We start from the raw sequence: 24,310 nt of genomic DNA on the forward strand, positions 1-24,310 counted from the left end.
CGGGCTGACCGGGCTGACCGGGCTCACCGTCCCGCCGGGCCGCGACCCGGACCCGGCGGGCGTGCACCGGTTTTCCATACTCGAAGGATGACGGCGGTGCCCCGCGACCTGAGTACGACGGACCTCGGCTACCTCAACGGTGGTGCCTGGGGCGCCGTCCGGGCCGGACTGGTGACGCTGCACGGCCGGGGCGGTGTGACGGCCGCCCGGCCCGGCGGGCTCAGCCGGACCGGCGGCCTGCCGGCGTACGCGGAGCCGCTGGAACGGGCCCTGTTCGGTGCGCTGTACGGCACGATGTCGCCCCGGGAGGTGGCCAGCCGGCGGCGGGTCCGGCAGGCCCTGGCCGAGCAGCGGGAAGGTCTGATCGGGCTGGGACTGCTCCGCCCGGCATGGCGCCGGTTGCTCCTGCCGGCCACGCTGGTGCTCGTGCTGCCGCTGCTGGTGGCCCGGCTGGTCGCGGCCGACCTGCTCGGCGTCGGCGTCGGCCTGCTGGTGGTGCTGGCGTTCGTCGGGATGGCCGGCTGGTTCCTGCCCCGGCGCACCCTCTCCGGCGAGCGCACCCTGCGCGACGCCCGGCGCCGGCATCCCCTTCCGACCGGCCCGGACGGCGTACCGGCCGACCACCCCGCCGGGCTCGACCCGGGGCTGGCGGTGGCGCTCTACGGCACCGCCGGGGTACTGCCGGCGGTGCGGCAGTTCGTCCGGGACAGCGGGCTGCTCGACGGCGGTACCTGGTCTCGGCTCCTCGGCGACTCCACACTCGACGGCTCGATGCCGGCCGGCGGAGCCACCGGGCACGCCTGAGGCGACCCGTGCCCGGAGCACACCGCGCCCGGCCCCGGAGTGGCCCCCGCCGGCCCGGAGTTGCCCCCGGCCGGTCAGCCCAGCCGGGGCGCGGGCTGGCCGGTCAGCTCGGAGCGGGTCGCGGCGGGCCGCTGCGCCGGCTCGGTGGGCAGCACCGGGAAGCCGTCGGTGCGGTAACACAGCTCGTCGGAGGTGATGATGCCGACCTCGTGTTCCGGCAGCTCGGCCAGCCAGCGCAGCCCGGCCTGACCCATCGCCACCCCGGCCGTCGCGTACGCGTCGGTGCGGCCGAGGTCCGTGCCGACCACGGTGACCGAGGTCAGCTCGGTGGCCGGGGCACCCCGGTACGGGTCGATCACGTGGAAACCGCGCTCGTACGTGCCGGAGGTGGCGATCGCGAAGTCGTTACCGCCGAGCACCCAGCAGATCTTGTCCTCCTGCCACGGGTGCCGGATGCCGATCCGCCACGGTTCGCCGGGTCGGGGGCCGCCCCGGGCCCGGATGTCCCCGCCCGCGTTGATCCAGTGCGAGCGGCAGCCCGCCGCCAGCAGCCGGTCCGAGGCCACCTGCACCGACCAGCCCTTGACGTAGCCGGACGGGTCGAAGCGGCCGGTCGCGTACGCGTCGAAGTAGCCGTCCGTCTCCCGCCACAGGTCGGCGCAGGTCTCGACCACCAGCCGCAGGTCGGCGGAGCAGTCCTGGATGGAGAGTTCGCCCCGGTCGAAGCGGTTGACCTCGCTCTGCTCCTTGTAGGTGCTGAACCGCTCGTCGACCTCGCGGAACCAGTCGAACGTCTGCTCGGCCAGCGCCTCCAGGCGCCGGGCCGGCAGCGGATCGGTGAGCTGCACGCTGATCGGCGTACCCATGATCTGCTCGACCCGGCGCAGCCCGGTGGTGCCCATCGGAGTCAGGCCTTCGCCTTGTCGAGCGCCGACTGGAGGGACGCCTTGTAGGCCGCGCTGGTCAGGCTCGCCCCGGAGACCGTGTTCACCTTGCTGGCGCTGGTGGCGGCGAGCGACTGCTGGCGCAGCTTCGGGATCGCGCCCTCGTTGATGCTGGCGCTGGTCGGGTCCTCGTCGGGATAGGTCGCGTCCGCGCCGGTGACCTTGCCACCGGAGACCTTGATGGTCACCTTGATGGCGCCGTAGTCGTAGTTGGCGGTCGCACCGACGAAGGTGCCGTCCTTCAGCCCGCCGGCCGGCGCCTTGGCCGGCGGCTTCTTGGCCGGCGGCGCGGTGGTCTTCTTCCCGGCCGGCGCCTTGCCGCCCGGCGTCGGGCTGGCGGTCGCGTCGCCGGTCTCCTCCTCCAGCGCCACCTGGGCGGGGTCGTCGGTCGAGGTGCCGAGCTTGGCACCGATCAGCAGGGTGGCGCCGATGGCGGTGCCGAGGACGGCGAAGGCGGCGCGACGCACGGGATGTACCTCCGTTGGGGGTGGAAGTCCGAGGGATCGGAATTCTCCGGGGGATCAGAATTCGAACGGGTCGAGGTGGATCTGCCGGCGCGGTACCCGGAGCTTGCGCATCGTCCGCATCGAGACGTCGACCAGGCCGGGCGGTCCGCAGAGGTAGACGTCCCGACGGCGTACGTCCGGCACCAGCTCGCGCATGCCCTTGGCGGTGAAGAGGTGCCGGGGCGCCGGGTCCTCGCGCGAACCGATCACGTACCAGACCTGGGCGTTGCGGGACCGGGCCAGGAAGTCCAGCTCGTCGCGGAAGAGCAGCTCCTCCTCGCTGCGGGAGCGGTAGATCACCACCGTCTGCTCGGGCAGGTCCTCCAGCAGCGCCCGGATCGGCGCGATGCCGCTGCCACCGGCGATGAGCAGGGCCCGGGGCCGGATCGCCCGGTCCGCGGTGAAGACCCCGGACGGCCCCTCGGCGAAGATCCGGGTGCCCGGCTCCAGGTACTGCAGCGACTCGGTGTGGTCGCCGACCACCTTGACGGTCAACCGCAGCCACTGCTCGTTCGGCGCGGCCGAGAGCGAGAACGGGTGCGCCTGCCACCAGCAGCCCTTGGTGAGGAACCGCCACCGGAAGTACTGCCCGGCCCGGGCGTCCAGCTCGTCGAGGCGGTTGCCGGAGATGTAGATCGAGACCATCTCGAACGCCTCCGGCACCACGTCCTCGACCCGCAGCCGGTGCCGCAGGTTGAACGCGATCGGGGAGATGATCCGTCCCCAGAGGACACAGGCGATGACGAAGACGTAGAGCCCGGCCCAGAAGTACTGCCCGAAGCCGGGCTTGGACAGCTCCTGCCCGGCGGCGAACTGGTGGCCGTAGCTGAACAGCAGCACCAGGTAGGTGCTCAGGTGCAGGTAGTACCAGAGTTCGTAGTTCATCATCCGGCGGATCGCCCGGATGGCGAGCAGCGCGATGCCGACCAGGATGCCGGTGGCCACCGTCGCGCTGATCATGTCTTCGTACGTGCTCAGCAGCGACCAGGTGCCCTCGACGATCGGGGTGTTGGTGAGCTTGCTGTAGCCGACCGCGATCAGCCCGGCGTGCGCCAGGATGGCGAGCAGCAGGAAGGCGCCCAGCTCCCGGTGCCAGATCAGCAGCGAGTGCGCCCCGATCCAGCGTTCCAGCCAGCGTACCCGGCTCATCAGCAGCACCTGGGCGAGCAGCAGGAACCCGCCGACCATGCCGGTGAGCCGGCCACCGGCGATCAGGATGTCGGCGGTGGTCCGGATCGACCCGGCCGGGGTGTTCAGCCACCACAGCTCGACGCTGGTGGCCAGCGCCGACCAGAAGACGATGTGGAAGAAGAGCCGGCCACTGCGGTCGTACGGCTCGACCTCGGCGGTCTCCCGGTGCCGGGCCGCCTCCGCCGCCCCGCTGATCGGGTTGGGCCGGTACGCCGGTGCCTCCTCGGCGTACGACCACGGCTCGCGGCCACGCGTCGCAGCCGGTTCACGGCCACGGGTCGGAGACGTCCAGTCGCCCTCGGAACGGGTCGGCTCCGCCGGGGTGTACCGCTCGAACTCGTCGTACGGTTCGCGGTCGCGCCCACGGGGTGGCCGGTCGTAGGGGTCCTCGGACGGCACCCGGGGCAGCAGGCCGGTCACCCATTCGGTGAGCGGCTCGGCCGTTTCGACATCCCGACGACGAGTCACGAAGAATATGTACCGGTTGACGGTGTCGGAAACCAGTCCGAGCGGCCCGCTTAGTTCAGTCTTAAGAATCGCTTGGTTGGGGGCTAAGGAAGCGACCGTGCGGTGGCCCGGGCGCTCCCCGCCCCCGGACCACCGCACCCCCCGTTGGTCGACTCCCGTCGATCCACCGCACGGGCGGTCGACGTCGCCCCCGTCAGTCCCGCCGACCCGCCCCCTCCCGGGCGGCGAGGGGGCGGATCACGCGCCGGGCCGCGTCAGCGGGCCGGCGCGACGCACAGGATGAAGTCCTCGAGCGTGCCGATCGCGCCGTCCTGGTAGAGGTACTGCGTGTAGTCGGTGGACTCGCAGGCGGACTCCTTGATGGTGCCGTCCTTGCGCAGCAGCACCTTGAGCGCGCCCTTGGTGCCGCAGCTCGCTTCGTCGACCTCGTCGGTCGCCTCGTCGATCGTGAGGCAGTCGCCCTTCTTGAACTGGTCGAGGTTGCCCTCGATTGACTCCTCTCCCGGAGTCGGCGACGGCTTGCCCTTCGGCGGGGTCGCCTTGGCGCTCGCCGTCGGGCTCGGGGTCTCGTCGCTGGCGGCCACGTTCGACGGCTCGTCGTCGCCGGCCCAGAGGTACGACGCGATGCCGCCGCCGCAGCAGAGCAGCACGACACCGAGGACGATGCCGATGACCAGCGGCGCCTTGCTCTTCTTCGGCGGCGGAACCGGCGCGTCGAACTGTGCCGCCGGCCCGGCCGGCGACGAGGGCGTCGACGGGTAACCACCGGACTGCTGGTAACCACCCGACTGCGGGTAGGACTCCGGCTGTCCGTAGGGGTTGCCGGACGACGGAGACTGCCCGTAGGGACCGCCGGACGACGGGGACTGCGGGTAGCCGCCCTGGGAGGGCGGCGGGTAGCCGGAACCGCCGCCCGCCGGGCCGCCGTACCCACCGGGCTGGCCGGACTGGCGCGGGTCGTGGGGCGGCTCTCCGGGGCCGTAGCCCGGAGGGGGATATGTGGACATCATTGCCTTTCGCCAAGAACTGTATGGTCGCGCCCCCTGCGAGGCCCGTTGGCCGGGGCCGCCGGGGAAGCAGCGTTTGGAGCAGCAGCATTATGGGCCCGCCCGGTTCGCCCGGCGCGCCCGGACCAGGGGTCGGGACGGTGGCGGTAGTCGGATGGTCGGGTGCCCGGCGCTCGATCCGGTGTCAGGGACTTCCCCGCACCCGAGTCCCCCCGAACGCCGACCCCCGTGACCGGCCCGCCCCCCGCGGGCCTCTAGCAGCTTGGGGATGCCCGCCACACAACTGCCACACGATTGCCACACGCCACGCCGCCGCAACCCCGGCGCACCGCGCCATGCTGGGCAGACACCGTAGTACGGTTTCATGTCCGTGATTTGCCTGCGGCTCAGGGAGACGGCGAGTGAGGTTCGGGGTGCTCGGGCCGCTGCGGGTCTGCACGGACTCCGGCGCCGAGCTGGTGCTGCGCAGCCGACACCAGCGCACCGTGCTCGGCGCGCTGCTGGTCGGCGCCGGCCAACTCGTCACCGTCGACCGGCTGGTGGAGACGCTCTGGGGTGACAACCCGCCGGCCTCGTACGCCTCCAACCTCCAGACCTACGTCTCCCGGCTCCGGGAGCGGCTGCCCGGCCTGCGCATCGAGCACCGCAGCGACGGCTACCTGCTGCGGGTACGGACCGACGACGTCGACGTACTGGTGTTCCGGCGGGAGGTCGCCACCGGTCGGGCGGCACTGGCCGCGGGCGATCCGGCGCTGGCGGCCGACCGGTTCCGGCGCGGACTGCGGCAGTGGCGGGGACGGCCACTGGCCGACCTGACGGTGCCGACGCTGGAACCCGAACTCGCGCAGTGGGAACTCGAACGGGTCGGCGCGCAGGAGGACTGCGTCGACGCCGACCTGCGCGCCGACGGCGACCTCGCCACCGTCCTGTCCGAACTGCACCAACTGGTGACCGAGCACCCGATGCGGGAGCGGCCGTACGGCCAGTTGATGGTGGCGCTCTACCGCGCCGGGCGCCGGGCCGACGCGCTGGCCGCGTACCAGCGGGCCCGGGAGATCCTCGTCACCGAGCTGGGCGTCGAGCCGGGACCCGAACTGCGCCGGTTGCACCAGGCGATCCTGCGGGGCGAGGAACCGTCGGTCGGCCGGGTCGGCAACCGGCCCGAGGTCGCACCCCGGTCACCGTTTCCGGTCTGCCAGTTGCCGCCGGCCCTGTCGGGCTTCGTCGGCCGGGCCGGCAGCATCGAGCGGATCGAGCGGCTGCTGGGCGCGGCGGACGGCGGGGTGCCGGTGGTGGCGGTCTCCGGCCAGCCGGGCGTCGGCAAGAGCGCCCTGGCGGTGACGGTGGCGCACCGGATCCGGGAGCGGTTCCCGGACGGGCAGCTCTTCGTACACCTGGCCGGTGCCTCGGCCGCACCCCGGGATCCGGCCGCGGTCCTGGCCGACCTACTCCGGGTGCTGGGCGTGCCCGGTTCGGCGCTGCCGCAGAACCTCTCCGCGCTGGCCGCCGCCTACCGGGCCCGGCTCGCGGACCGCCGGGTGCTGGTCGTGCTCGACGACGCCGCCACCGCCGCACAGGTCCGGCCGCTGCTTCCGGGTACCCCCGGGAGTGCCGTGCTGACCACCAGCCGGCGCCGGCTCAGCGGCCTGATCGACGCCCGGCACCTGCCGGTCGGCCCGCTCACCGACGACGAGGCCCGGGCGCTGCTCGCCGACGTGGTCGGTCCGGAGCGGGTCGCCGAGGAGCCCGGCCAGGCGGCCCGGATCGCCGCCGCCTGCGGCAACCTGCCACTGGCGGTCCGGATCGCGGGTACCCGGCTCGCCACCCGGTCGTGGCCGCTGGCGATCCTCGCCGACCGGCTCGACGACGAGCGGCAGCGCCTCGACGAGCTGGCCGCCGGAGACCTCCAGGTCCGGGCCAGCCTGGCGCTGAGCGTGCAGGCGCTCTCCCCGCCGACCCGGGAGGCGTTCGGCCTGCTCGGTTCGCTCGGCCCGGTCAGCTTCGCGGCCTGGGCGGTCGCCGAGCTGCTGGAGAGCGCCGACGCCGACCGGATACTCGACGAACTCGTCGAGGCGAGCCTGTTGGAGGTGACCCGGCCGGCCGACGGCGGCGAGCCGCGCTACCGCCTGCACGACCTGCTCCGGGTCTACGCCGAGGAACTCGCCGCCACCGACGACCGTCCCGCGCCGGACCGGCCCTCCTGCACAGTGGAGCCAGCGGGCGCGGCGCCGGGGCGGCGGGCCGGGGCGCAGCGCCGACTGGTGGCGGCGGCCGCCGCGCTCGCCGGCAGCGCCGCTCGCCGGCTGCCCCGGACCCTGACCTGGGCCCGCCTCGCGGAGCCGGCCGAACGGGTACGCCCACCGCGCGCCGCCGAACGGGCCGCCGCCGACCCGCTCGGCTGGTTCGGCGCCGAACTCGACCTCCTCACCGGCCTGCTCGGACTCGCACCCGAGTGCGGGGCCGAACGGGCCGCGATCGACCTCGCCGAGCGGCTCGCCCCGTTCTGCTGGGTGCACGGGCACTGGACGGCGCTCCAGGCGGTGCAGCGGCTGGCCCGACAGGCCGCCGAGCGGATCGGTGACGACCGGACCATCGCCCGGGCCGACTTCGTGACGGGCCTGCTCCAACTGGCCCGGGGCGACCTGGCGGGCGCGGCGCAGCGGCTGCGCGACGGCCGGGACCGGTACGAGCGGCTCGCCGACCGGCACGGCCTGGCCTGCCTGCTCAGCGACGAGGCGGTGCTCTACGACTACCAGAACCGCGCCGAGGACGCCGCGTCCACGGCCGAACGGGCGGTGGCGCTGTTCCGGGCCGAGGGGGACCCGCTCGGCGCCCTGCTGGCCGCGCCGGTGCTCTCCGCCGCGTACCGGGGGCTGGGCCGGCTGGACGAGGCGCTGGCGGTGGACGAGGCGGCGGTGGCCGAGGCAGGTGAACTGGGCGCCGCCGAGATCGTCACCGCCCGCTGCCTGAACGCGCTCGCGGTGACCCGGCTGCTCCGCGACGAACCGGCGCTGGCGTACGCCGCCGCGGAGCGGGCCGTGGCGCTGCTGCGTACGGTCAACGACCGGTACGTGCTGCTGGCCGCCCTGCGCCACCTCGCCTCGGCGGCGATCTGCCTCGGCCGGCGCGCCGAGGCGGTGCACCGGCTCCGGCAGAGCCACGACCTGGCGGTGCAGTTGGGCGACCGCCCCTGGGCCACCGGCCTGGAACGGGACCTGGCGGTGAGCTGGATCGGCGAGGGACGCGCGGCGGCGGCGGTCGACGTACTGCGCCGCTGTGTGCGCACCTTCGAGGAGATGAGCATGCCGTCGGCCCAGGCGGCCACGCTGAACATGCTCGCCCGGGCGTACGACGAGACCGGTGACCGGGAGGCGGCCCGGGACGCCCGGTTCTGGGCCGGGATCCTCAGCGATCCCCGGGACACCCGGACTCCGGCGCTGGCCAGCATCGTACTGCGGTTGGCCGACGCGCCGGGGCTGGTGAGCAGCGGCTCCTGACCGGCCGGGGCGGTGCGTGAGCAGGGCGGAAACGTCGTACCCGACCGGTAGTTTTGGCAGGTGAACCGTACCGATCGGCTTTATGCCCTGGTGGAGGAGTTGCGCGCGGTCGCACCCCGACCGCGCAGCGCACGCTGGCTCGCCGACCGATTCGAGGTCGACGCGCGCACGATCAGGCGGGACATCGGCGCCCTACAGGAGTCCGGCGTGCCCATCTACCCCGAGCTGGGTCGGGGTGGCGGCTACGTGCTGGACCGGGCCTACACGCTGCCGCCGGTGAACATCACCCCGCGCGAGGCGATCGCCGCCGCCGTCGCGCTGGAGACGATGGCCGACACCCCGTTCCTCGATGCGGCACGTTCGGTGCTGCACAAGATCCTGGCGGTGATGCCACCGTCCGGTGTGGAGGCCGTGGCCGAGCTGGCCGGCCGGATCAGGCTGACGGCGCTGGAGCCGGAGCCGGTGGCGGCGCCCGCCCGGCAGGTGCTCCGGACCGCCGGTGACGCGCTGCTCAGCCGCACCGTGCTGGCGATCGAATACGTCGACCGCAACGGCGCCGCCTCGCAGCGGCTGATCGAGCCGGTGGAGCTGCTCGGCGCCGGCCGGCTCTGGTATCTGGTCGGCTGGTGCCGGCTCCGGCAGGAGGTACGCGGGTTCCGGCTGGACCGGATGCGCCGGGCCGCGCCGACCAACGAGACGGCTCCGCCCCGGTCGATCGAGCCGGCCTGGCGGGGTGGGTTGGACGTGCCGGCGACCCCGCTGCAACTGCCCGGACGAGCGGATTCGTCGAGAAAAGCGGACAGGATGCTGTCCTGACCGGCGTCGAGAATGGTGGATGACGAGGCCGGCGCGGTGCCGCCGACGCGATCGGCGGGCCGGGCCGGATCACCGCCCACGGGAGGACTCTCGCGATGACCATCAACACCAACCACAGCTCGGTCGTGGCCCCCGTCGACTCCCGACCGATGCTCTGGCAGAACTGGATGGCGCTGCGCAACGGCGACCGGTCGCTCGTCGAGGAGATCCTCGCGCCCACGGTTCTGGCCCACCTGCCGGTGCCGGGCGGGTCGCCGGAGCAGGTCCGGGGCCGCCAGGCGCTGGTCGCCTGGGTCTCCGGCCGGCACGCCGGCTGCCCCGACGCGCAGCTCGCCGTCGAGGTCGGCCCGATCATCGGGCCCGACCTGATCGCCGGCCGGTGGATGCTCACCCGGGCCGGCGACGACCCGGGCAGCGTCTGTCCACACCGGATCGTCGTGGCCTGCTCCGGGGTCGACATCCTGCGGGTCGACGGCGACCGGATCGTCGAGTACTGGAGCCACGACGACAGCGTCCGGCTGGACCACTGCCCGACCTACAGCGCCGCCTAGCAACTGACGGCTCGGGTGCGGGGCGGGACGGTGCATACACCGTCCCGCCCCGCACCCGGCCCTCCCCACCGGGCCGGACCGGTGTCCCCCGTCGACACGGTCCCGGGCACGGGCCCGCCTGGCATGCCGGTCAGGAGGGTGCGGCCTCGCCCCGGTAGCTGCCGAACGACCAGCGGTTGCCCTCCGGGTCACGGACCAGCACCTCGCGCCCGCCGTAGTCGGTGTCTCGCCGGTCCTGGACCACCTCGGCACCGGCCGCGACCGCCCGGGCATAGAGCGCGTCCACGTCGTCGGTCACCGCGTACGCCCCGAAGCTGCCCGGTTGCAGCGCCCACGGGTCCGCCGGATCGTCCCGGGCCGAGCCGAGCATGATGCCGCCGCCGGGCGGCCAGCGGAGCTGGGCATGATGCACCAGGTCACCCTCGGCGCTGACCATGACCTCCTCGAAGCCGAACGCGTCGACCAGGAACCGGATCAGCCCCCGGGCGTCCCGGGCCCGCAACGTGGGCCAGACCTGCGGCGGCGGAGGTGAGTTGACTGTCATGCGGCCGAGTCTGCCGACCCGGCCCCCGCCCCGGCTTGGACGTTTCGGAACCCGGCGCCGCCGGCCTCGTCGGCCAGCCATCGGCTCGGCGGGCAGCCGGCGAAGGCCCGGAAGTCCCGGTCGAGGTGCGCCTGGTCGTAGTAGCCCGCCGCCACCGCCACCTCGGTCAGCGCACCGGCCCGGCCCGGCCGGGGCGGACGCTGGAGCAGCCGGCGGGCCCGGTCGAACCGCACCACCCGGGCCGCCCGCTTCGGGCTCAGCCCGATCTCCACCCCGAACGACCGGCTCAGATAGCGGGAACTCCAGCCGGTCTCCCGGGCCAGCTCCGCCACCGGTACGGCGCCGCCGCTGGCCAGCAGGCGCCGCCAGGCGTGCACGAGTTCGGCCGGGAGTCGGGTGTCCGGGGTGAGCCGTTCGGTGAGCAGCCGGTCGAGCAGCGCGAACCGCCCGGCCCAGCCGTCGGTGGCGTGCAGTCGTTCCCGGAGTTCGGCGGCGAAGGGCCCGAGCACCGTACCGGCGTCGAGGTCGGTGTGCGCGAGTTCCCCGGCCGGCAGACCGAGCAGCGCCCGGGCACCGAGCGGACTGAGCGCCAGTTGGATCCCGGACTGCCGGCCGGGGTGCGCGATCAGCGCGGGCGCGGTGTGCAGGCCGCCGAGCAGCGTGTCGTACCGGCCCGGCGGGGTGGCCGGATCCGGGTGGACGGCCACCACCAGCGGATCGTCGAGGGTGACGATCAACGTCAGGTACGGCGACGGCAGTCCCCGGTGCCGTCCCGGCGGTTGGCCGCTCTCCCGGTAGCCGACGTAACCGGCGAGATAGGGCCGCAGTGCCGGCGCCGGACGCCGCTCGACGAATTCCGACCTCGCCTCGTCCGTCACCCTGGCACCTCCCGCACGGCTCCGACCAGCCTATGTCCGCCGGCCGGGGCGCGGTGGCGGGCGTTTGCCGGGTACCCGGCCGGGTAGCCCGGCCCAGGTGGTGGAGGGGGAGGATCATGCGGATCGGCATCGTCGGCACCGGGCACGTCGGCGGCACCCTGGCCCGGTTGTTCACCAAGGCGGGCCACGAGGTGGCGGTGGCCAACTCGCGAGGCCCGGAGACACTGCGCGGGCTCGCCGAGGAACTGGGCGAACGGGTACACCCGGCGACCGTGGCGGAGGCGGCCCGGTTCGGCGAGGTGGTGGTGGTCTCGGTACCCGTCGGCCGGTACGCCGAGCTGCCCGCCGAGCCGATGCGGGGCAAGACGGTGATCGACACCGGTAACTACTATCCGGAGCGGGACGGCCCCAACCCGGAGCTGGACCAGGACCGGACCACCTCCAGCGAGCTGCTGCAACGGCAGCTGCCGGAGGCGCACGTGGTGAAGGCGTTCAACGCGATGCGCTGGGAGCACCTGCGCGAGTACGGCCGCCAGTCCTCGGCGCAGCGCCGTTACGGCATCCCCGTCTCCGGCGACGACGACGGGGCGAAACGGCAGGTCGCCGACCTGATCGAGCAGGTCGGGTACGAGCCGGTGGACGCCGGCCCGCTGACCCAGGGGCGCCGGCACCAGCCCGGTACCCCGGTCTACCTCGCCGACCTGGACGGCGCCGAACTGCACAGCCGGCTCGGCGCACCGTAGCCGAGCAGCCGGGGCGCCCGCTGGGCGGCGGCGAGCAGGCAGACCCCTCTCCCCCCGGGCGGCTCCGGATCCGCCGGGGGCGGCGGGGCGATGTCGATGGGGCCGAACAGCGGCGGCCAGCGGCGGGTCAGTTCTCCGGCGGGTTCCGTCCGGCGTCGCCGGGTCTCGTCGGGCCCGCCTCGTGCTCCTCGCCGGTCGGCGCGACCCGGTCGTCGTCGTCCGCGCGTCCGGGCCGGCGGGAAGTCCCGGCATCGTTGGCGGCACGCCGGTCGGCCGCGACCCTGTCGACCACGTTGTAGAGGACCGCGGCGATCGGCACCGCGACGAAGGCGCCGACGATCCCGCCGAGCAGGGTGCCGGCGGTGACCACCAGCAGCACCACCACCGGATGCAGCCGGACCTGCCGTTTCATGATCAGCGGTTCGAGCAGGTTCCCCTCGGTCTGCTGCACGGCGATCACCGCCGCCAGCACCAGCAGCGCCGTGGTCGGCCCCTTCGCGGCCAGCGCGACGAGTACCGCGATGCTTCCGGCGACGGTGGCCCCGATGATCGGCACGAAGCCGCCGAGGAACGTGATCACCGCCAGCGGCAGCGCCAGCGGGACGCGGAGCAGCACCAGGGCGATCCCGATGCCGATCGCGTCGATCGCGGCGATCATCATCGTGCCCCGGGTGTACGCGCCCAGCGTGTGCCAGCCGGCCCGACCGGCCGCCGCCACCCGGGGGCGGGACGGTTCCGCGACCCGACCCAGCACCCACCGCCACATCGGGCGCCCGTCCTTCAACAGGAAGAACAGCAGCACCAGGACCAGCAGCAGGGCGCCGGCCGCCTCCGCCAGGGTGGCCGCGCCGCTGACCGGGTCCGGAGCCGACTTCTGCACCCCGGTGACCGCCTGCCGGGTCAACCTGTCGAGCTGCTGCTCGCTGATCGGCAGCGTGCCGGTGACGAAGTCCCGGGTCCGCTCCAGCCCCTGGTCGAGCTGTTGGGCCAGGTCGGAGAACTGGTCGGCGGTCAGCCGCCAGACCAGCAGTACGGCACCGCCGAGCAGCGCCAGCAGCAGCAGTACGGTGGCCAGCGCGGCGAGCGCCGGCGGAAAGCGGTACCGGCGCAGCCGGCTGGCCACCGGATCGAGCAGCCCGGCCAGGAACAGGGTGGCCGCGAGCGCGATGCTCAGCGGTGCGAGCCGGGTGGCGATCTGCGCCAGCACATACGCCCCGGCCGTGATGACGAGCAGGCAGGCACTGGCCAACACCGCCCAGCGCACCAACCAGGGGAGACGGTCCAGTAGCTGGCTGGGGCGCCCGCCGTACCCGTTCGACCGGTCGGCCGCGTTGCCCATGTCCGCCTCCTGTCGACCTCGGCGTCACGGGTACCCGCCCGATGCCCGGGCGACACCTGCCGCTGTCGGCCGATCTGTGCGGTTCCGGCGGTGAAAGCCGCCCGGGACCCGACCCTGTCAGGAGGCGGAGCCGGGATGCCGTTCCGGCCAACGGGAAGGTGTCGTGCCCGACATCCGGTTCGGTGCCGGCGAGTTGTGCCCGGACGGCGACAGGTTCCGGCCCGGCGTCGGCGAGCCGGCGCCCGGGGTCGACGAGTTGCCGGTCGGCGGGGCGGAACTCCGGCTCGGCGTCGGCGCGTTCCGGCGACGCAGCGCGCGACGGTAGTAGTCGTCCCGGTGCGCGAACTCGACCGGCAGCGAGCCGGGCAGGTCGACGCCGCGCCGGGGGTCGGCGAGGGCGTCGGCGTGCAGCGCCAACCCGGCACGGCTGAGCAGCGCGTCCCACTCCGGCGGAGCCAGCTCCACCATGGCCGGATTGGCCAGCCGGAACCCGGCGACCGCCCGCCGGATCACCGTGGCCAACCGCCGTACGCTCTGCGGCGAGTCGAGCGGGCCGCCGGAGAGGGCGAGCGCCGGCCGGCCGACGGCGCGTACCGCGTCGCAGACGACGAGCAGGCGTTCACCGGCCACCGCCGGATCGGTCTCCGGACCGGTGCCGGGCGCGAGGATGCGCAACCCGGCCGGCCACTGCCAGCGGATCTGCCCGGTCACCACCCGGCTGGCGACCGGTCCGGTCCGCCGCCGGTGCCGTGGATCGGCCCCGAGCCCGGGCGCCGGTCCGATGTGGCAGTCCACGCAGACGTACGTCAGCCGCCGGTCGGTGACGGTCACCTCGGCCGGACGCGGCAGCGACCAGGCCAGCTCGTCCGGGCCGGCGTGCGGGGCGAGCAGGTATCCGGCGACCTGGACCCGGTCACGCCACAGCACCCGCTCGTCGGTGTCCAGCACGAGCCGGCGGTGCCAGTCGAGCCGGGGGAAGTAGGTGTCGTCCTGGTCCGGGTCGTCGAAACGGTGGGGCCGGATGAAGAACGGGGACGCGTTCTCGGTCATGGGGGAGGGCCTCCCGGGTACGGGACGTCGTACCTTCTAGGCTGGCGGACTTCCGATCCGCTGTCACGACGGTTGTTGGGGGGTCGGACGCTCGGCTGACCCCCGGACGGCCGTTGGGTGACTGGCGTTGGATCTACGGCCGCGTCGACGTGACAGCGAGGGGAGTCGACGTGACGCCGCGGCGATCGGCGGCCGGGGCCGCGCCGGCTAGTTGCCGATCTCGTCGGCCCGGACGAGACCGTCCTCGATGGCCCGGGCCAGCAGCGCGGCCTTGGTGGCGGCGGGCCGGCCGGCCCGGGCGTACTTGATCCGGGCCCGGTCGACGTACTGCTTGACGGTGTGCTCGCTGATGTTCATCCGGCGCGCCACCGAGGCCTTCGACATCGACTGGAACCAGAGCAGCAGCGCCTCGCGCTCCTTGTCGGAGAGGACGGGCCGGCCGGTACGCCGGTCGCCGACGATCGCGCCGGCCAGCGCCGGTGGCACGTACGGCCGGTCGCTCGCCGCCGCCAGTACGGTGTGTACGCAGTGCTCCCGTCCCTCCTGTTTGGCCAGGAAGGCCACCGCACCCGCGTCCAGGACGGCCAGGATGGTGTCGGAGTCGCTGTGTTCGGAGTAGACCACCACCCGCCGGCCGGCGCCGCTGAGTTCGGCCACCTTGTCGATCACCATCCGGCCGCGCAGCCGCAGGTCGAGCAGGATCACGTCGGCCGGTGGCTGGCCGGCGGCGAGTACCGTGTCCGGGTCCTCGCCGGTCGCCACCACCGCCAGCCGTGGCTCGGCGGCCAGCCACGAGCGGATCCCCTCGATGACCACCGGGTGGTCGTCGACGATCGCGACCGTGATCCGCGATCCTCCCGGGGTCACGCCGCCCGCCACCGGGTCTGCACCCATACCAGTTCCTCGTTCTCCTCGTAGACGTACTCGACCTCGCCGCCGGCAGCGGAAAGCTGGTCGTCGCCGGTCCCTCCGATGGTGTCACCGGGCTGGTCCGGCCCGGACGTGATGATCGACGTGCCGGGTGTGGTCAGGCTCACCACGACCTCGTCGGGTTGGCCGACCACGGTCAGCCGGGCCCACCGGGTCGCGGCGGCCAGGGTCGAGGTCAGCGGTTCGGCGAGCTGGCGGCGAATCTCCACCGGCAGTGCCGGCAGCGTGCCGACGGCCACGAAGTCGACCGGCAGGCCGTTGCGTTCCACCACGTCGACGCAGGCGCGCAGCTCGTGCAGGAGCGGATCCGGCACGTCGTCGGACTCGGCGATCAGGCGGCGCAGCCGGGACGCCTCCAGGGCGCAGCGGCGCTGCACGGCCGGGTCCGCCGGATCGGCCCGGCCCTGCGCGAGTTCGGTCAGGATGGCTCCGGCGGTCCGGTCCAGCGCGGCGAGCCGGTCCCGCCGGGTCTGGTGGGTCCGGCCGGCGGCGGCCCGCTCGGTCTCGATCGCCGTCCGGGCCGCCGCCGCCCGGGCGGTGGTGCCGGCGAGGGTGCCGAGCAGGTTCACCGCGATCATCATCGCGATCGGCAGGGTCGCGTTGCCGTAGACGGCCATCGCGTACCGGCTCAGGTCCGCGGCGCCGCCGCCGCGCAGCGCCAGTACCCCGACCAGGGCGATCGCCGCGCCGACCGCCAGTACGGCGACCAGGGCCGGGATCCGGCGACCCCAGAGCAGGAGTACGACGAACCAGCCGAGGGTCGCCCAGCCGAAGTTGGCGGAGTCGAAGACCAGCGCCCCGGGTACGCAGGCGAAGACCACCACGTCGACCAGGAGCAGTACCCCGACGAGTGGCCAGGTCGGCGAGGGGGTGCCGCGCAGCAGGTTGACCGCGGCGACCACCCCGACCGCGCCGAAGACCAGCCAGCCGATGCCGACGACCCAGGGCAGCCGGTAGTGCTCCCAGTCGCCGAGTACCGCCGGGAGGTTGATGGCCAGGTGCCAGCCGAAGGCGATCAGCACGGCGGCGATCCGGGGGCCACGTTCGACGGTGGCGGTGACCGTACCCGCCGCACCGCCGGCCAGGTCAGTGGACATCCGGCCACTCCAGCCGGATCCGGGTGCCCCGGCCGGGCGCGGAGCTGACCTCGGCCCGGCCGCCGACCGTCGCCATCCGGCCGCGCACGGACTCCCGCAGGCCGTACCGGTGCCGGGGGACCGTGGCCGGGTCGAAGCCGGGTCCGTCGTCGACCACCTCGACCGCGACGGTGTCGCCGCTGCGGCACAGTCGCACCGAGGCGGTGGCCCCCGGCGCGTGCCGGAGCACATTGGACAGTGCCTCGCCGGTGCTGTGGGTGACTGCCTCGGCGACCGGGGCCGGCACCGCGCACGGCTCCAGCGCGGCGCTGGCCCGCAACTCCGGCAGGCGGCCGAGCAGGGTGCGCAGCCGTTCGTCGAGCGCGATCAGCCGGACCTCGCCCTCCGGTTCGACGCCGGACGCCGACCGGTCGCCGGCCAGGCCGGCCAGGGTGCGCAGGTCGGCGGCGGCCCGTTCGCGCAGCAGCGGTGAGCGGCCGGCGACAGCGCCGAGACCGACCACGGTGAGGGTGGAGAGCACCGTGTCGTGCAGGTCGCGGTTCTGTTGCCGCTCGGCGGCCCGGGCGGCCCGCGCGGTCACGGCGGCCCGGGCGGTCTCCTGGTAGGCCGCGAAGGCGGCGTCGGCGAGCCGGCTGCTGCGCCGGGCCACCCCGGCGAGCGCGGCCGCGCTGACGGTCTGCACGACGAGGGTGACGGCGTGCCCGACCGCCTCGATGTCGTCGCCGGCCAGATGCGCGCCGATGCCGTACGCGGCGGCCACCAGCAGCCCGGCCGGGATCGAGCGGGTGGCCGGCAGGATGAACTGGGCGACGATCACCGAGGTGCTGGACTGGATCGCCACCCAGCTCACCTCGCCGGGCAGTACCTCGGCGGCGACCACGTCCCGGATCAGCAGGCAGGTGCCGACGGTGAGCAGGATGTCGACGGCCATCGCGGACATCGGCCGCCGCCACCGGACCACCAGGGCGGCGAAGAGCACCGACCAGGCGGTCAGCAGGCTCACCACGACGACGAGCAGCGGGGTGGAGACCGGCGGGGTACGCACCGCGAGCGCCGCCACCGCGCAGGCGATCCCGCAGGTGAGCCGGAGCAGGGCCGGAAAGATCGTGTAGACCCAGCCCAGCGCGCTCGCCGCCGGCATCTCGGTGCCGGCCGGCGGCGGGTCGACCGGCCCGGGTCGCCCGGCCGGCGCGGAGGCGGCGGTGGCGGTGGAGACAGTCACGTGCCCGACTCCTCCCGTCGCTCCGCCGCCCCGGCGGTACGTCCGAACCGGACCGCACCCAAGACATCGATGCCGAACAATAGCAGAGGCATAACGGCTGGTTTGCCCCAGATGACACCCGTTGCCGGCCGTCTCCGGTCGACGGAAACGCCGGACCGGTCCGGCACGACCTGACCGCCGGACGGGGGTCACGGTGACGGCCGGACGGGGGTCAGTGTGACAGCCGTACGGGGGTCAGCGCGACCCGTACCGCCGGTCCCACGGGTGTGGCGGGATCGGGTGATCGAGGGTCAGGCGTGGTCGTTGGCGGGCGGTACCGCGTCGACCGGCATCCGGTAGATCCACACCGGATAGTCGACGTTCGAGGTGCCGCCGGAGAGCCCCGGGGTCCGGTTGAGCTGGGCCGCCGGGATCCAGAGCTGACCGGTGCCGTCGAGCCAGAGCGCGTCACCCCAGACCAGCCGGGGGTCGGCGACCAGCGTCTCGATCCGGCGGTCCAGGTCGATCGCCAGGATGCGCCGCCGGTCCACGTCACTCAGATAGATCACCCCGGCCGCGTCGATCGCGGTACCCCCGGTCGTCGGGGTGTCCACCCACGGCTCGACCTGCTGCGCCACGATCTCCGGCGGAATCTCCGGGTCGTCCAGGCAGCGCGTCTCGATCCGGTGCAGCGGCCCCGAGGCGGGCTGGTAGTAGAGATACCGCCCGTCCGGCGAGACCTCCAACTGGTCGGCGTGGATCCGCAGCTCCCGGCCGTGCGCGTCGCGGATCATCTCCCCGTCCGCCCGCAGCGGGCGGCGCGCGACGGTACTGGCGTGCCCGTCGAGTACCCGCCGGCACGCCCCGGTCGCCAGGTCCAGCACGATCAGCCCGGGTGCGCCCGCGTCGGTCAGGTAGCCCATCCGGCCGTTGAACCGGACGTCGTCGACGTAGCTGTTCGGCCGCAGCGCCGGCCCGAGGTCGTAGCTGCGGAGCACCGTCGCCGACTCCGGCTCCACCACGATCAGCCGGGGACCACCGGGTACGACCGGCAGCCCGACCCCCGGACTGCCGGCGTCGACGATCCAGAGGTTGCCGTCCGGCCCGATTCGCAACCCGTTGACGTGCACGAAGGCGCCCTCGGGATCGAGGTCGTCGCGGACCTCGTTCCAGGCCGCGTCGGGATAGGGGAGGATCCGGCCGTCCGAGACCACCTCCCCGACCTGGATCCCCGGGCCGTCGGCGGAGGGGAAGCTCACGAAGACCCGGCCGTCACCGGTGGTGGTCACGCCGGTCCAGACCCGGTCGGCGGCGGTCACCGGGCGCAGCCGGGGATTCTCCTCGATGGTGGGGCGCACGCCGCCGAGCCTATCGCCGGACACGCCCCGGAAAGTCCCTTTCGTTGCAGCTCAATGCTTCTACCGTGGCGCACATGCCGATCCCGCCGTACGTCGCCCGGCTGCGTGCCGCAGTCGGATCCGAACTGCTGTTGCTGCCCTCCGCCTCGGTACTGCCGGTCGACCCGGCCGGCCGGCTGCTGCTGGTACGCCACCGTGGGCACACCGAGGGGTGGGGGCTGGTCGGCGGTGTCGTCGAGCCCGGCGAGTCCCCGGCCGAGGCCGCCGTACGGGAGGCCGCGGAGGAGATCGGGGTGCGGGTGCGGTTGACCGGGCTGCTCGACGTACTCGGCGGTCCGGAGTACGAGGTGACCTATCCGCACGGCGACCGGGCCGCGTACGTCACCGCGGTCTACCGGGCCGAGATCGTCACCGGCACGCCCGTACCGGACGGCGACGAGGTCGGCGAGGTCGGCTGGTTCGGCCGGACGGAACTCGCCGCGCTGCCGCTCAGCCGGTTCGCCCGGGCCGTGCTCCGGACCACCGGGTACCTCGCCGGGCCGTCCGGCCACCTCGGCGGATCGTCGGGGCACCAGCAGCGCTAGTCGGAGCACCAGCAGCGCTAGTCAGGGCATTTACGGCGTTTCGGGGCATATCCTCGGGCACGATGGCCGAGTGGAGTTCGCCCCGGCCGAATCGCCCGCCCGCCGCCGGCCCGGCGGTACGGCGCTACCCGGCGTGCTCCATCAGTCACCCGGCCACGACCGGGGCCACGACGCGGGCCGGTCGGCTGCCGGTACCGGCTGACGGGCGGCCCGGGTGGACGGCGTCATCGACACCCTCACCGCACTCTCCGGCTGGGCGGCGCTGGTGGTGGTCGGCGGGCTCGCCTTCGGCGAGTCCGCCGCGTTCGTCGGGTTGTTCCTGCCCGGCGAGACCGCCCTGCTGCTCGGTGGTGCGCTCGCCGCGACCGGCCGGGTGAGCCTGCCGGCGATGGTGGTGGTCTCCACCGTCGGCGCCATCGCCGGGGACAGCGTCGGCTACGAGATCGGTCGCTGGACCGGCCCGCCACTGAAACGCAGCCGGGCCGGGCGCTGGGTCGGCGAGGAGCGCTGGAATCGGGCCGAGCGGTTCGTGGCCCGGCACGGACCGCTGGCGGTGCTGCTGGGCCGGTGGGTCGGGGTGCTCCGGACCCTGGTGCCGGCCCTGGCCGGAATGAACCGGATGCCGTACCGCCGGTTCCTGCTCTTCAACGCCCTCGGCGGCGCGGCCTGGGCGACCACGGTGGTGATGGTCGGCTATCTGGCCGGCGCCTCCTGGCGGCGGATCGAGGACCACCTCGGCGAGGCCGGTGCCGGCCTCGCCGCGCTGGTGGTGCTCTGCCTGGCGGTGTGGTGGCTGATCCGACGACGGCGCCGGGCGCGACGCCGGGCCCGGCCGTGACCAGGGCGGGCGTCGGCGGCGGTCAGCGGGCCCCGACGGGTACGTCGATGATGCTGGCCAGCAACTCCTGGGCCCGCCGGGCCCGGTCCATGTCCTCCCGCTGGATGCGGTCGATGAACTGCCGGACGTCGTCGTGCCCCTCGGCGTCGCTCTTGTACTGCTCGTAGACCTGACCACCCTTGAGGGCGTGGTACTGGATCGACACCAGGTCATAGACGATGTTGTCGGCGTGACCGTGGACCTTACCCATCGTGGTCTCCCTCCCTCGGCTTCCGTCGCCGGCTACCCGGTTACCGACCGTTGAACCGCCACCGACGACACCACCGGCGACGGTGCGCTGGTCGACCGGCGTGGCGGCTCGGTCGCGGCGGGACCGGTCAGGGAGGGATCGGTCGCGGACGGGCCGGGTTCGGGTTCGGGTTCGGGGCGGGTTCGGGTTCGGGTTCGGGTTCGGGTTCGGGTTCAGGTTCGGGGGCGGGGCGGATTCGGGGGCGGTCAGTCGGCGTTCGGCCAGGGTGACGCGGCCACGACGACGCCGTACAGCAGGTGGTCGGCGAGCAGGGCCAGCCGTTCCCGGGCATCGTGGTGGCGGCGGTCGTCGATGCCGAGCAGGGGTGCGAGGCCCGCCTCGAAGACCGCCCAGAAGGCGAAGCCGTACGCCGGGCCGGTCCAGGGCTGTCGCCGCAGCGACCGGGGCAGCAGACCGAAGAGCATCCCGCCGCCGGCACCGTAGGCCCAGTGGACCAACTCGACCAGGGCCTGTCGGCGGTCCACCGGGATCCGCCGGAAGAGGCTCGGCGCGGTCTGCCGCAGTACCTCCTCGGGCGGGGTGCGTTCGACCAGCCCGAGGCCGGTGGTCACCTGCCGGAAGCCGGACATCGCCATCGCGGCGAACGCCCCTCGGGTGGTGCCCCGCAGCGCCGCCGAGGCCGCCCGCCTGGGGTGTCGATCCGTCACCTGGGGCTCCTCTCCGTGCCGGCGAGCCGCGCGTTCCCGTACCGGCGAACCGCGCGTTCCCGTACCGGCGAACCCTGCGCCGCCTCGCTCGCCGGCCAGTCCAGCCGTGCGCCGCCCTCGCTGCTACCCGGGCAGAGCGCCGGGAAACCGAACCCGGGGTCGGAACTTCCCGGCTGACCCGCCGGGACCGGTGATCGCCGGACAATAGTTAAGAAGACACTTGACTATTGCTCACCCGGCGCCAATACTTAAGTACATGCTTAACCAAGGGTACGAGCTGGACCGGGTGTTCCAGGCCCTGGCCGACGGCACCCGGCGGGCCATGGTCGAGCGGTTGGTCCGGGGCCCGGCCCCGGTCAGCGAACTCGCCCGACCCTTCGCCATGTCCCTGCCGGCCGTGATGCAGCACCTCCAGGTGCTGGAGACGAGCGGCCTGGTCCGCTCCGAGAAGGTCGGCCGGGTCCGCACCTGCCAGATCGAGCCGGCGGTGCTGCGGATCGCCGAGGAGTGGCTCGGCGCGCAACGCACGTCCTGGGAGCGGCGCCTGGACCGGCTCGACGACTACCTGACCGAAGACTCCGACCCGCAAGAGAACGGGAGCACGCCATGACCGACCGATCCGTGACGCACGGGACCTTCAGCCTCGAACGCAGCTACCAGCTTCCACCCGCCCGGGTCTTCGCCGCCTGGGCCGACCCGACGGCCAAGGCGCGGTGGTTCGCCGGTCCCGCCTCCGTCGAGCACCACCTCGACTTCCGGGTCGGTGGCCGCGAGGTCAACCGGGCGCGCGGCGACGGCGGCGAGACGCTGACCTTCGAATCCGTCTACCAGGACATCGTCCCGGCCGAGCGGATCGTCTACGCCTCCACCCTGCACGCCGGGGAGACCCTGGCCACCGCCTCGCTGACCACCGTGGAGTTCAGGCCGACGGCCGGCGGCACCGAGCTGCTCCTCACCGAACAGGCCACCTTCCTCGACGGCCACGAGGAGCCGGCCTGGCGGGAGCGGGGCACCGACGACTGGCTGACGGCGCTCGGCGTGGAGCTGCGCCGGCCGGCCGGAGTCGAGTGACCGACCCCTGACCTGCCCGGCCGGCCTTCACCGATCCACGGCGAGGCGTACGCCGAGACCGATGAAGATGCCGCCGGTCGCGGCGTCGATCCGGCGGCGTACGGCGGCCCGGCGGCGCAGCCAGCCGCCGATCCGCCCGGCGAACACCCCGACGGCACCGTCCACCAGGAACTCCAGCCCGATCAGGATGGTGCCGAGGATCGCGAACTGTAGCCAGACCTGCCCCAGCGCCGGATCGACGAACTGGGGCAGGAACGCGATCGTGAAGGTGACCATCTTCGGGTTGAGCAGGTTCGTCAGCAGCCCGCTCAGGTATGCCTTCCGACCCGAGAGTCCACCCCCGGTCGGCAGCTCGGCCCGGGCGTCGCGGCGGTGCCGGATCAACTGCACGCCGAGATAGATCAGGTAGGCGGCGCCGACGATCCGGACCACCGCGAACGCTGTCGGCGCCGCCGCGAAGAGCGCGGCCAGTCCGGCCGCCGCCACGGCCACGTGTACCGCCTCGCTGGTCGCCACCCCGGCGGTGGCGAGCAGGCCGGCCCGGGAGCCGCCGCGCATCCCGCAGCCCAGCACGAACAGCATGTCCGGGCCGGGCGTGATCATGGCGATGATCGTGGTCAGGGTGAATGCCAGCAGCAGGTGTTGGTCGATCGGCATCCGGTGATCCTTTCATCCGTACCGCGATGTCGCCGTTCGCGCGCCGCCGCCACCGGCCCGCGCAGCCATGGCGGCTGCCTCCGGTACCCGAAAATGGCTGGGCCGGTCATCCGGCGGCGCCTAACCTGCCAGCAGCGACAGCCGGGATCGTCGACCACCGTCGTTGCCGAGGGAGCTGCGTTGGCCACCGCTGATCTGCCGCACGTCGAGGTGCCGACCGACGAGGCGCTCGTCCGCCGGCTGATCGCGGCCCAGTTTCCGCGGTGGGCGGAGCTGCCCGTCGTACGGACCCGGAGCTGGGGCACCGACAACGCGATGTACCGGCTCGGCGACGACAAGGTGGTCCGGCTGCCCCGCTTCGCCCGATGGGCACCGCAGGTCGACCGGGAGCACCGGTGGCTGCCCCGACTCGCCCCGCACCTGCCGTTGACCGTCCCCGTCCCGCTCGCGCTCGGCCAGCCGGCAGAGGGCTACCCGTTCCGGTGGTCGGTCTGTCCGTGGCTCGACGGCGAGAACCCGGCGCGCGGGGGCGGCCCCGACCCGGACCGGTTGGCGCGGGACGTGGCGGGGTTCATCCGCGCGCTTCGCCGGATCGATCCCACCGGCGGTCCGGCACCCGACGCGAGCAACGCCTTTCGGGGCGTACCGGTGGGCGACAGCCGGCCGTCCCTGGCGACGGACGGCAACCTGCGGCGGCGGATCGCGGCCCTGTCCGGGCTGGTCGACACCGACGCGCTGGCGGCGGTCTGGGACGCCGCGCTGGCCGCGGTGCCGGCCTGGGACGGCAGGGGCGGCTGGATCCACGGCGACCTCGCCGCCGGAAACCTGCTCACCGTCGACGGCCGGCTCCGCGCCGCGATCGACTTCGGCTGCCTGGCCGTGGGCGATCCGGCCTGTGACCTGATGGTCGCCTGGACGCTGCTGCCGGCGGGCAGCCGCGCCGTGTTCCGGGCCGCGCTGGAGGTCGACGACGCCAGCTGGGCGCGGGGCCGGGGCTGGGGCATGGCCATGCGGGTGCCCGCGCCGGAGGATTTCTCGGCCGCCGACCCGGACCGGGCGGCCTACGCTCGGCGGATCGTGGCCGAGTTCGTCGCCGACCACCGGCAGCCCGGATCCGGGACCGAGCAGGCCGGGGACGAGCAGGCCGGGGCCGAGGAGGCCGGGGCCGAGGAGGCCGGGGACGAGCAGGCCGGGACCGAGCAGGCCGGGGACGAGCAGGCCGGGGACCGATCCCGGTCCCGGCTGTCCGGGGAGTCACCCACCGCGTGACCGCCGGCTC

25 protein-coding genes are annotated in these 24,310 nt (G+C 74.0%); 10 read left to right on the forward strand and 15 right to left on the reverse strand.

Going from position 1 to position 24,310, the window contains the following annotated elements; genetic code table 11:
- Nucleotides 1–87: 87 nt before the first annotated feature.
- Nucleotides 88–804 carry a TIGR04222 domain-containing membrane protein gene (locus tag C6361_RS19810; RefSeq protein ID WP_107262396.1) on the forward strand — a complete coding sequence of 239 codons (717 nt, stop codon included), beginning with the start codon at nucleotides 88–90 and terminating at the stop codon, nucleotides 802–804.
- Nucleotides 805–878: 74 nt separating this feature from the next.
- Here C6361_RS19810 and C6361_RS19815 read toward each other — a convergent pair whose 3' ends face one another.
- The 4 genes from C6361_RS19815 to C6361_RS19830 form a co-directional block, all read right to left on the reverse strand.
- Nucleotides 879–1,706, reverse strand: a complete 828-nt coding sequence (locus C6361_RS19815) for an FAD:protein FMN transferase (RefSeq protein ID WP_369930155.1) — start codon at nucleotides 1,704–1,706, stop codon at nucleotides 879–881.
- Nucleotides 1,707–1,711: 5 nt separating this feature from the next.
- Complete coding sequence (locus tag C6361_RS19820; protein ID WP_107268620.1) at nucleotides 1,712–2,215, reverse strand: FMN-binding protein; 504 nt, start codon at nucleotides 2,213–2,215, stop codon at nucleotides 1,712–1,714.
- A gap of 54 nt (nucleotides 2,216–2,269) precedes the next feature.
- Nucleotides 2,270–3,913, reverse strand: coding sequence for a ferric reductase-like transmembrane domain-containing protein (locus C6361_RS19825; RefSeq protein WP_234358899.1), 1,644 nt, complete (start codon nucleotides 3,911–3,913; stop codon nucleotides 2,270–2,272).
- A gap of 254 nt (nucleotides 3,914–4,167) precedes the next feature.
- Nucleotides 4,168–4,923 (reverse strand): hypothetical protein, encoded by a 756-nt coding sequence (locus tag C6361_RS19830; protein WP_159079390.1) that lies wholly within the window; start codon nucleotides 4,921–4,923, stop codon nucleotides 4,168–4,170.
- 398 nt (nucleotides 4,924–5,321) lie between these two features.
- On the opposite strand from C6361_RS19830, the gene C6361_RS19835 reads away from it, so the two are divergent.
- The 3 genes from C6361_RS19835 (at nucleotide 5,322) to C6361_RS19845 (ending at nucleotide 9,784) form a co-directional block, all read left to right on the forward strand.
- Nucleotides 5,322–8,417 carry an AfsR/SARP family transcriptional regulator gene (locus tag C6361_RS19835; RefSeq protein WP_107268622.1) on the forward strand — a complete coding sequence of 1,032 codons (3,096 nt, stop codon included), beginning with the start codon at nucleotides 5,322–5,324 and terminating at the stop codon, nucleotides 8,415–8,417.
- 60 nt (nucleotides 8,418–8,477) lie between these two features.
- Nucleotides 8,478–9,233: a YafY family protein gene (locus tag C6361_RS19840; RefSeq protein ID WP_107262400.1), complete on the forward strand. Its 756-nt coding sequence runs from the start codon at nucleotides 8,478–8,480 to the stop codon at nucleotides 9,231–9,233.
- A gap of 95 nt (nucleotides 9,234–9,328) precedes the next feature.
- Entirely contained in the window at nucleotides 9,329–9,784 is a 456-nt protein-coding gene (locus C6361_RS19845) for a nuclear transport factor 2 family protein (protein ID WP_107268623.1), read from the forward strand.
- 130 nt (nucleotides 9,785–9,914) lie between these two features.
- On the opposite strand, the gene C6361_RS19850 is transcribed toward C6361_RS19845, so the two are convergent.
- Together C6361_RS19850 and C6361_RS19855 are read right to left on the reverse strand one after the other, a co-directional pair.
- Nucleotides 9,915–10,328: a VOC family protein gene (locus C6361_RS19850; RefSeq protein WP_107268624.1), complete on the reverse strand. Its 414-nt coding sequence runs from the start codon at nucleotides 10,326–10,328 to the stop codon at nucleotides 9,915–9,917.
- Nucleotides 10,325–11,206, reverse strand: a complete 882-nt coding sequence (locus C6361_RS19855; RefSeq protein ID WP_107268625.1) for an AraC family transcriptional regulator — start codon at nucleotides 11,204–11,206, stop codon at nucleotides 10,325–10,327. Before C6361_RS19855 ends, C6361_RS19850 begins: the two co-directional genes overlap by 4 nt.
- Before the next feature lie 116 nt (nucleotides 11,207–11,322).
- Here C6361_RS19855 and C6361_RS19860 point away from each other — a divergent pair, with 116 nt between their 5' ends.
- Nucleotides 11,323–11,949 carry an NADPH-dependent F420 reductase gene (locus C6361_RS19860; protein ID WP_107262404.1) on the forward strand — a complete coding sequence of 209 codons (627 nt, stop codon included), beginning with the start codon at nucleotides 11,323–11,325 and terminating at the stop codon, nucleotides 11,947–11,949.
- A gap of 127 nt (nucleotides 11,950–12,076) precedes the next feature.
- On the opposite strand, the gene C6361_RS19865 is transcribed toward C6361_RS19860, so the two are convergent.
- The 6 genes from C6361_RS19865 to C6361_RS19890 all read right to left on the reverse strand — a co-directional run bounded on the left by C6361_RS19865 (nucleotide 12,077) and on the right by C6361_RS19890 (nucleotide 18,924).
- Nucleotides 12,077–13,288, reverse strand: a complete 1,212-nt coding sequence (locus tag C6361_RS19865) for an AI-2E family transporter (protein WP_107268626.1) — start codon at nucleotides 13,286–13,288, stop codon at nucleotides 12,077–12,079.
- Nucleotides 13,289–13,405: 117 nt separating this feature from the next.
- On the reverse strand, nucleotides 13,406–14,338 hold the full coding sequence (locus C6361_RS19870; protein ID WP_234358900.1) for a hypothetical protein: 933 nt from the start codon (nucleotides 14,336–14,338) through the stop codon (nucleotides 13,406–13,408).
- Between the two features lie 207 nt (nucleotides 14,339–14,545).
- Entirely contained in the window at nucleotides 14,546–15,232 is a 687-nt protein-coding gene (locus C6361_RS19875) for a response regulator transcription factor (RefSeq protein ID WP_107262406.1), read from the reverse strand.
- The gene (locus tag C6361_RS19880) at nucleotides 15,202–16,365 is read right to left on the reverse strand and encodes a hypothetical protein (protein WP_107268627.1); all 1,164 of its coding nucleotides are present in this window, start codon (nucleotides 16,363–16,365) and stop codon (nucleotides 15,202–15,204) included. Before C6361_RS19880 ends, C6361_RS19875 begins: the two co-directional genes overlap by 31 nt.
- Nucleotides 16,355–17,506 (reverse strand): sensor histidine kinase, encoded by a 1,152-nt coding sequence (locus C6361_RS19885; RefSeq protein ID WP_107271047.1) that lies wholly within the window; start codon nucleotides 17,504–17,506, stop codon nucleotides 16,355–16,357. The genes C6361_RS19880 and C6361_RS19885 overlap by 11 nt, the downstream gene beginning before the upstream one ends.
- A gap of 371 nt (nucleotides 17,507–17,877) precedes the next feature.
- Nucleotides 17,878–18,924 carry an SMP-30/gluconolactonase/LRE family protein gene (locus C6361_RS19890; RefSeq protein WP_107268628.1) on the reverse strand — a complete coding sequence of 349 codons (1,047 nt, stop codon included), beginning with the start codon at nucleotides 18,922–18,924 and terminating at the stop codon, nucleotides 17,878–17,880.
- Between the two features lie 74 nt (nucleotides 18,925–18,998).
- Here C6361_RS19890 and C6361_RS19895 point away from each other — a divergent pair, with 74 nt between their 5' ends.
- A complete protein-coding gene (locus tag C6361_RS19895) occupies nucleotides 18,999–19,508 on the forward strand; it encodes an NUDIX domain-containing protein (protein ID WP_107262408.1) in 510 nt (169 codons plus the stop codon).
- A gap of 214 nt (nucleotides 19,509–19,722) precedes the next feature.
- Entirely contained in the window at nucleotides 19,723–20,346 is a 624-nt protein-coding gene (locus C6361_RS19900; RefSeq protein WP_107262409.1) for a DedA family protein, read from the forward strand.
- 22 nt (nucleotides 20,347–20,368) lie between these two features.
- On the opposite strand, the gene C6361_RS19905 is transcribed toward C6361_RS19900, so the two are convergent.
- Both C6361_RS19905 and C6361_RS19915 read right to left on the reverse strand, forming a co-directional pair.
- Nucleotides 20,369–20,596 carry a hypothetical protein gene (locus tag C6361_RS19905; protein WP_107262410.1) on the reverse strand — a complete coding sequence of 76 codons (228 nt, stop codon included), beginning with the start codon at nucleotides 20,594–20,596 and terminating at the stop codon, nucleotides 20,369–20,371.
- A 245-nt stretch (nucleotides 20,597–20,841) separates the two neighbouring features.
- On the reverse strand, nucleotides 20,842–21,303 hold the full coding sequence (locus C6361_RS19915) for a hypothetical protein (RefSeq protein WP_199853024.1): 462 nt from the start codon (nucleotides 21,301–21,303) through the stop codon (nucleotides 20,842–20,844).
- Between the two features lie 256 nt (nucleotides 21,304–21,559).
- Here C6361_RS19915 and C6361_RS19920 point away from each other — a divergent pair, with 256 nt between their 5' ends.
- Complete coding sequence (locus C6361_RS19920; protein ID WP_199853025.1) at nucleotides 21,560–21,913, forward strand: helix-turn-helix transcriptional regulator; 354 nt, start codon at nucleotides 21,560–21,562, stop codon at nucleotides 21,911–21,913.
- On the forward strand, nucleotides 21,910–22,374 hold the full coding sequence (locus C6361_RS19925; protein WP_107268629.1) for an SRPBCC family protein: 465 nt from the start codon (nucleotides 21,910–21,912) through the stop codon (nucleotides 22,372–22,374). The genes C6361_RS19920 and C6361_RS19925 overlap by 4 nt, the downstream gene beginning before the upstream one ends.
- A gap of 27 nt (nucleotides 22,375–22,401) precedes the next feature.
- Here C6361_RS19925 and C6361_RS19930 read toward each other — a convergent pair whose 3' ends face one another.
- Nucleotides 22,402–23,031, reverse strand: a complete 630-nt coding sequence (locus C6361_RS19930) for a LysE family translocator (RefSeq protein ID WP_107262412.1) — start codon at nucleotides 23,029–23,031, stop codon at nucleotides 22,402–22,404.
- A gap of 180 nt (nucleotides 23,032–23,211) precedes the next feature.
- On the opposite strand from C6361_RS19930, the gene C6361_RS19935 reads away from it, so the two are divergent.
- Complete coding sequence (locus C6361_RS19935) at nucleotides 23,212–24,300, forward strand: aminoglycoside phosphotransferase family protein (RefSeq protein WP_234358902.1); 1,089 nt, start codon at nucleotides 23,212–23,214, stop codon at nucleotides 24,298–24,300.
- The last annotated feature ends 10 nt before the right edge of the window (nucleotides 24,301–24,310 follow it).

The sequence above is a fragment of the Plantactinospora sp. BC1 genome (assembly GCF_003030345.1).
GTDB lineage: Bacteria > Actinomycetota > Actinomycetes > Mycobacteriales > Micromonosporaceae > Plantactinospora.

Coding starts and splice junctions, on each gene's coding strand:
- C6361_RS19810 (WP_107262396.1), top strand. CDS start 88: ATGACGGCGGTGCCCCGCGACCTGAGTACGACGGACCTCGGCTACCTC.
- C6361_RS19815 (WP_369930155.1), bottom strand. CDS start 1,706: ATGGGCACCACCGGGCTGCGCCGGGTCGAGCAGATCATGGGTACGCCG.
- C6361_RS19830 (WP_159079390.1), bottom strand. CDS start 4,923: ATGATGTCCACATATCCCCCTCCGGGCTACGGCCCCGGAGAGCCGCCC.
- C6361_RS19845 (WP_107268623.1), top strand. CDS start 9,329: ATGACCATCAACACCAACCACAGCTCGGTCGTGGCCCCCGTCGACTCC.
- C6361_RS19850 (WP_107268624.1), bottom strand. CDS start 10,328: ATGACAGTCAACTCACCTCCGCCGCCGCAGGTCTGGCCCACGTTGCGG.
- C6361_RS19860 (WP_107262404.1), top strand. CDS start 11,323: ATGCGGATCGGCATCGTCGGCACCGGGCACGTCGGCGGCACCCTGGCC.
- C6361_RS19865 (WP_107268626.1), bottom strand. CDS start 13,288: ATGGGCAACGCGGCCGACCGGTCGAACGGGTACGGCGGGCGCCCCAGC.
- C6361_RS19870 (WP_234358900.1), bottom strand. CDS start 14,338: ATGACCGAGAACGCGTCCCCGTTCTTCATCCGGCCCCACCGTTTCGAC.
- C6361_RS19875 (WP_107262406.1), bottom strand. CDS start 15,232: ATGGGTGCAGACCCGGTGGCGGGCGGCGTGACCCCGGGAGGATCGCGG.
- C6361_RS19880 (WP_107268627.1), bottom strand. CDS start 16,365: ATGTCCACTGACCTGGCCGGCGGTGCGGCGGGTACGGTCACCGCCACC.
- C6361_RS19885 (WP_107271047.1), bottom strand. CDS start 17,506: ATGCCGGCGGCGAGCGCGCTGGGCTGGGTCTACACGATCTTTCCGGCC.
- C6361_RS19895 (WP_107262408.1), top strand. CDS start 18,999: ATGCCGATCCCGCCGTACGTCGCCCGGCTGCGTGCCGCAGTCGGATCC.
- C6361_RS19905 (WP_107262410.1), bottom strand. CDS start 20,596: ATGGGTAAGGTCCACGGTCACGCCGACAACATCGTCTATGACCTGGTG.
- C6361_RS19920 (WP_199853025.1), top strand. CDS start 21,560: ATGCTTAACCAAGGGTACGAGCTGGACCGGGTGTTCCAGGCCCTGGCC.
- C6361_RS19925 (WP_107268629.1), top strand. CDS start 21,910: ATGACCGACCGATCCGTGACGCACGGGACCTTCAGCCTCGAACGCAGC.
- C6361_RS19930 (WP_107262412.1), bottom strand. CDS start 23,031: ATGCCGATCGACCAACACCTGCTGCTGGCATTCACCCTGACCACGATC.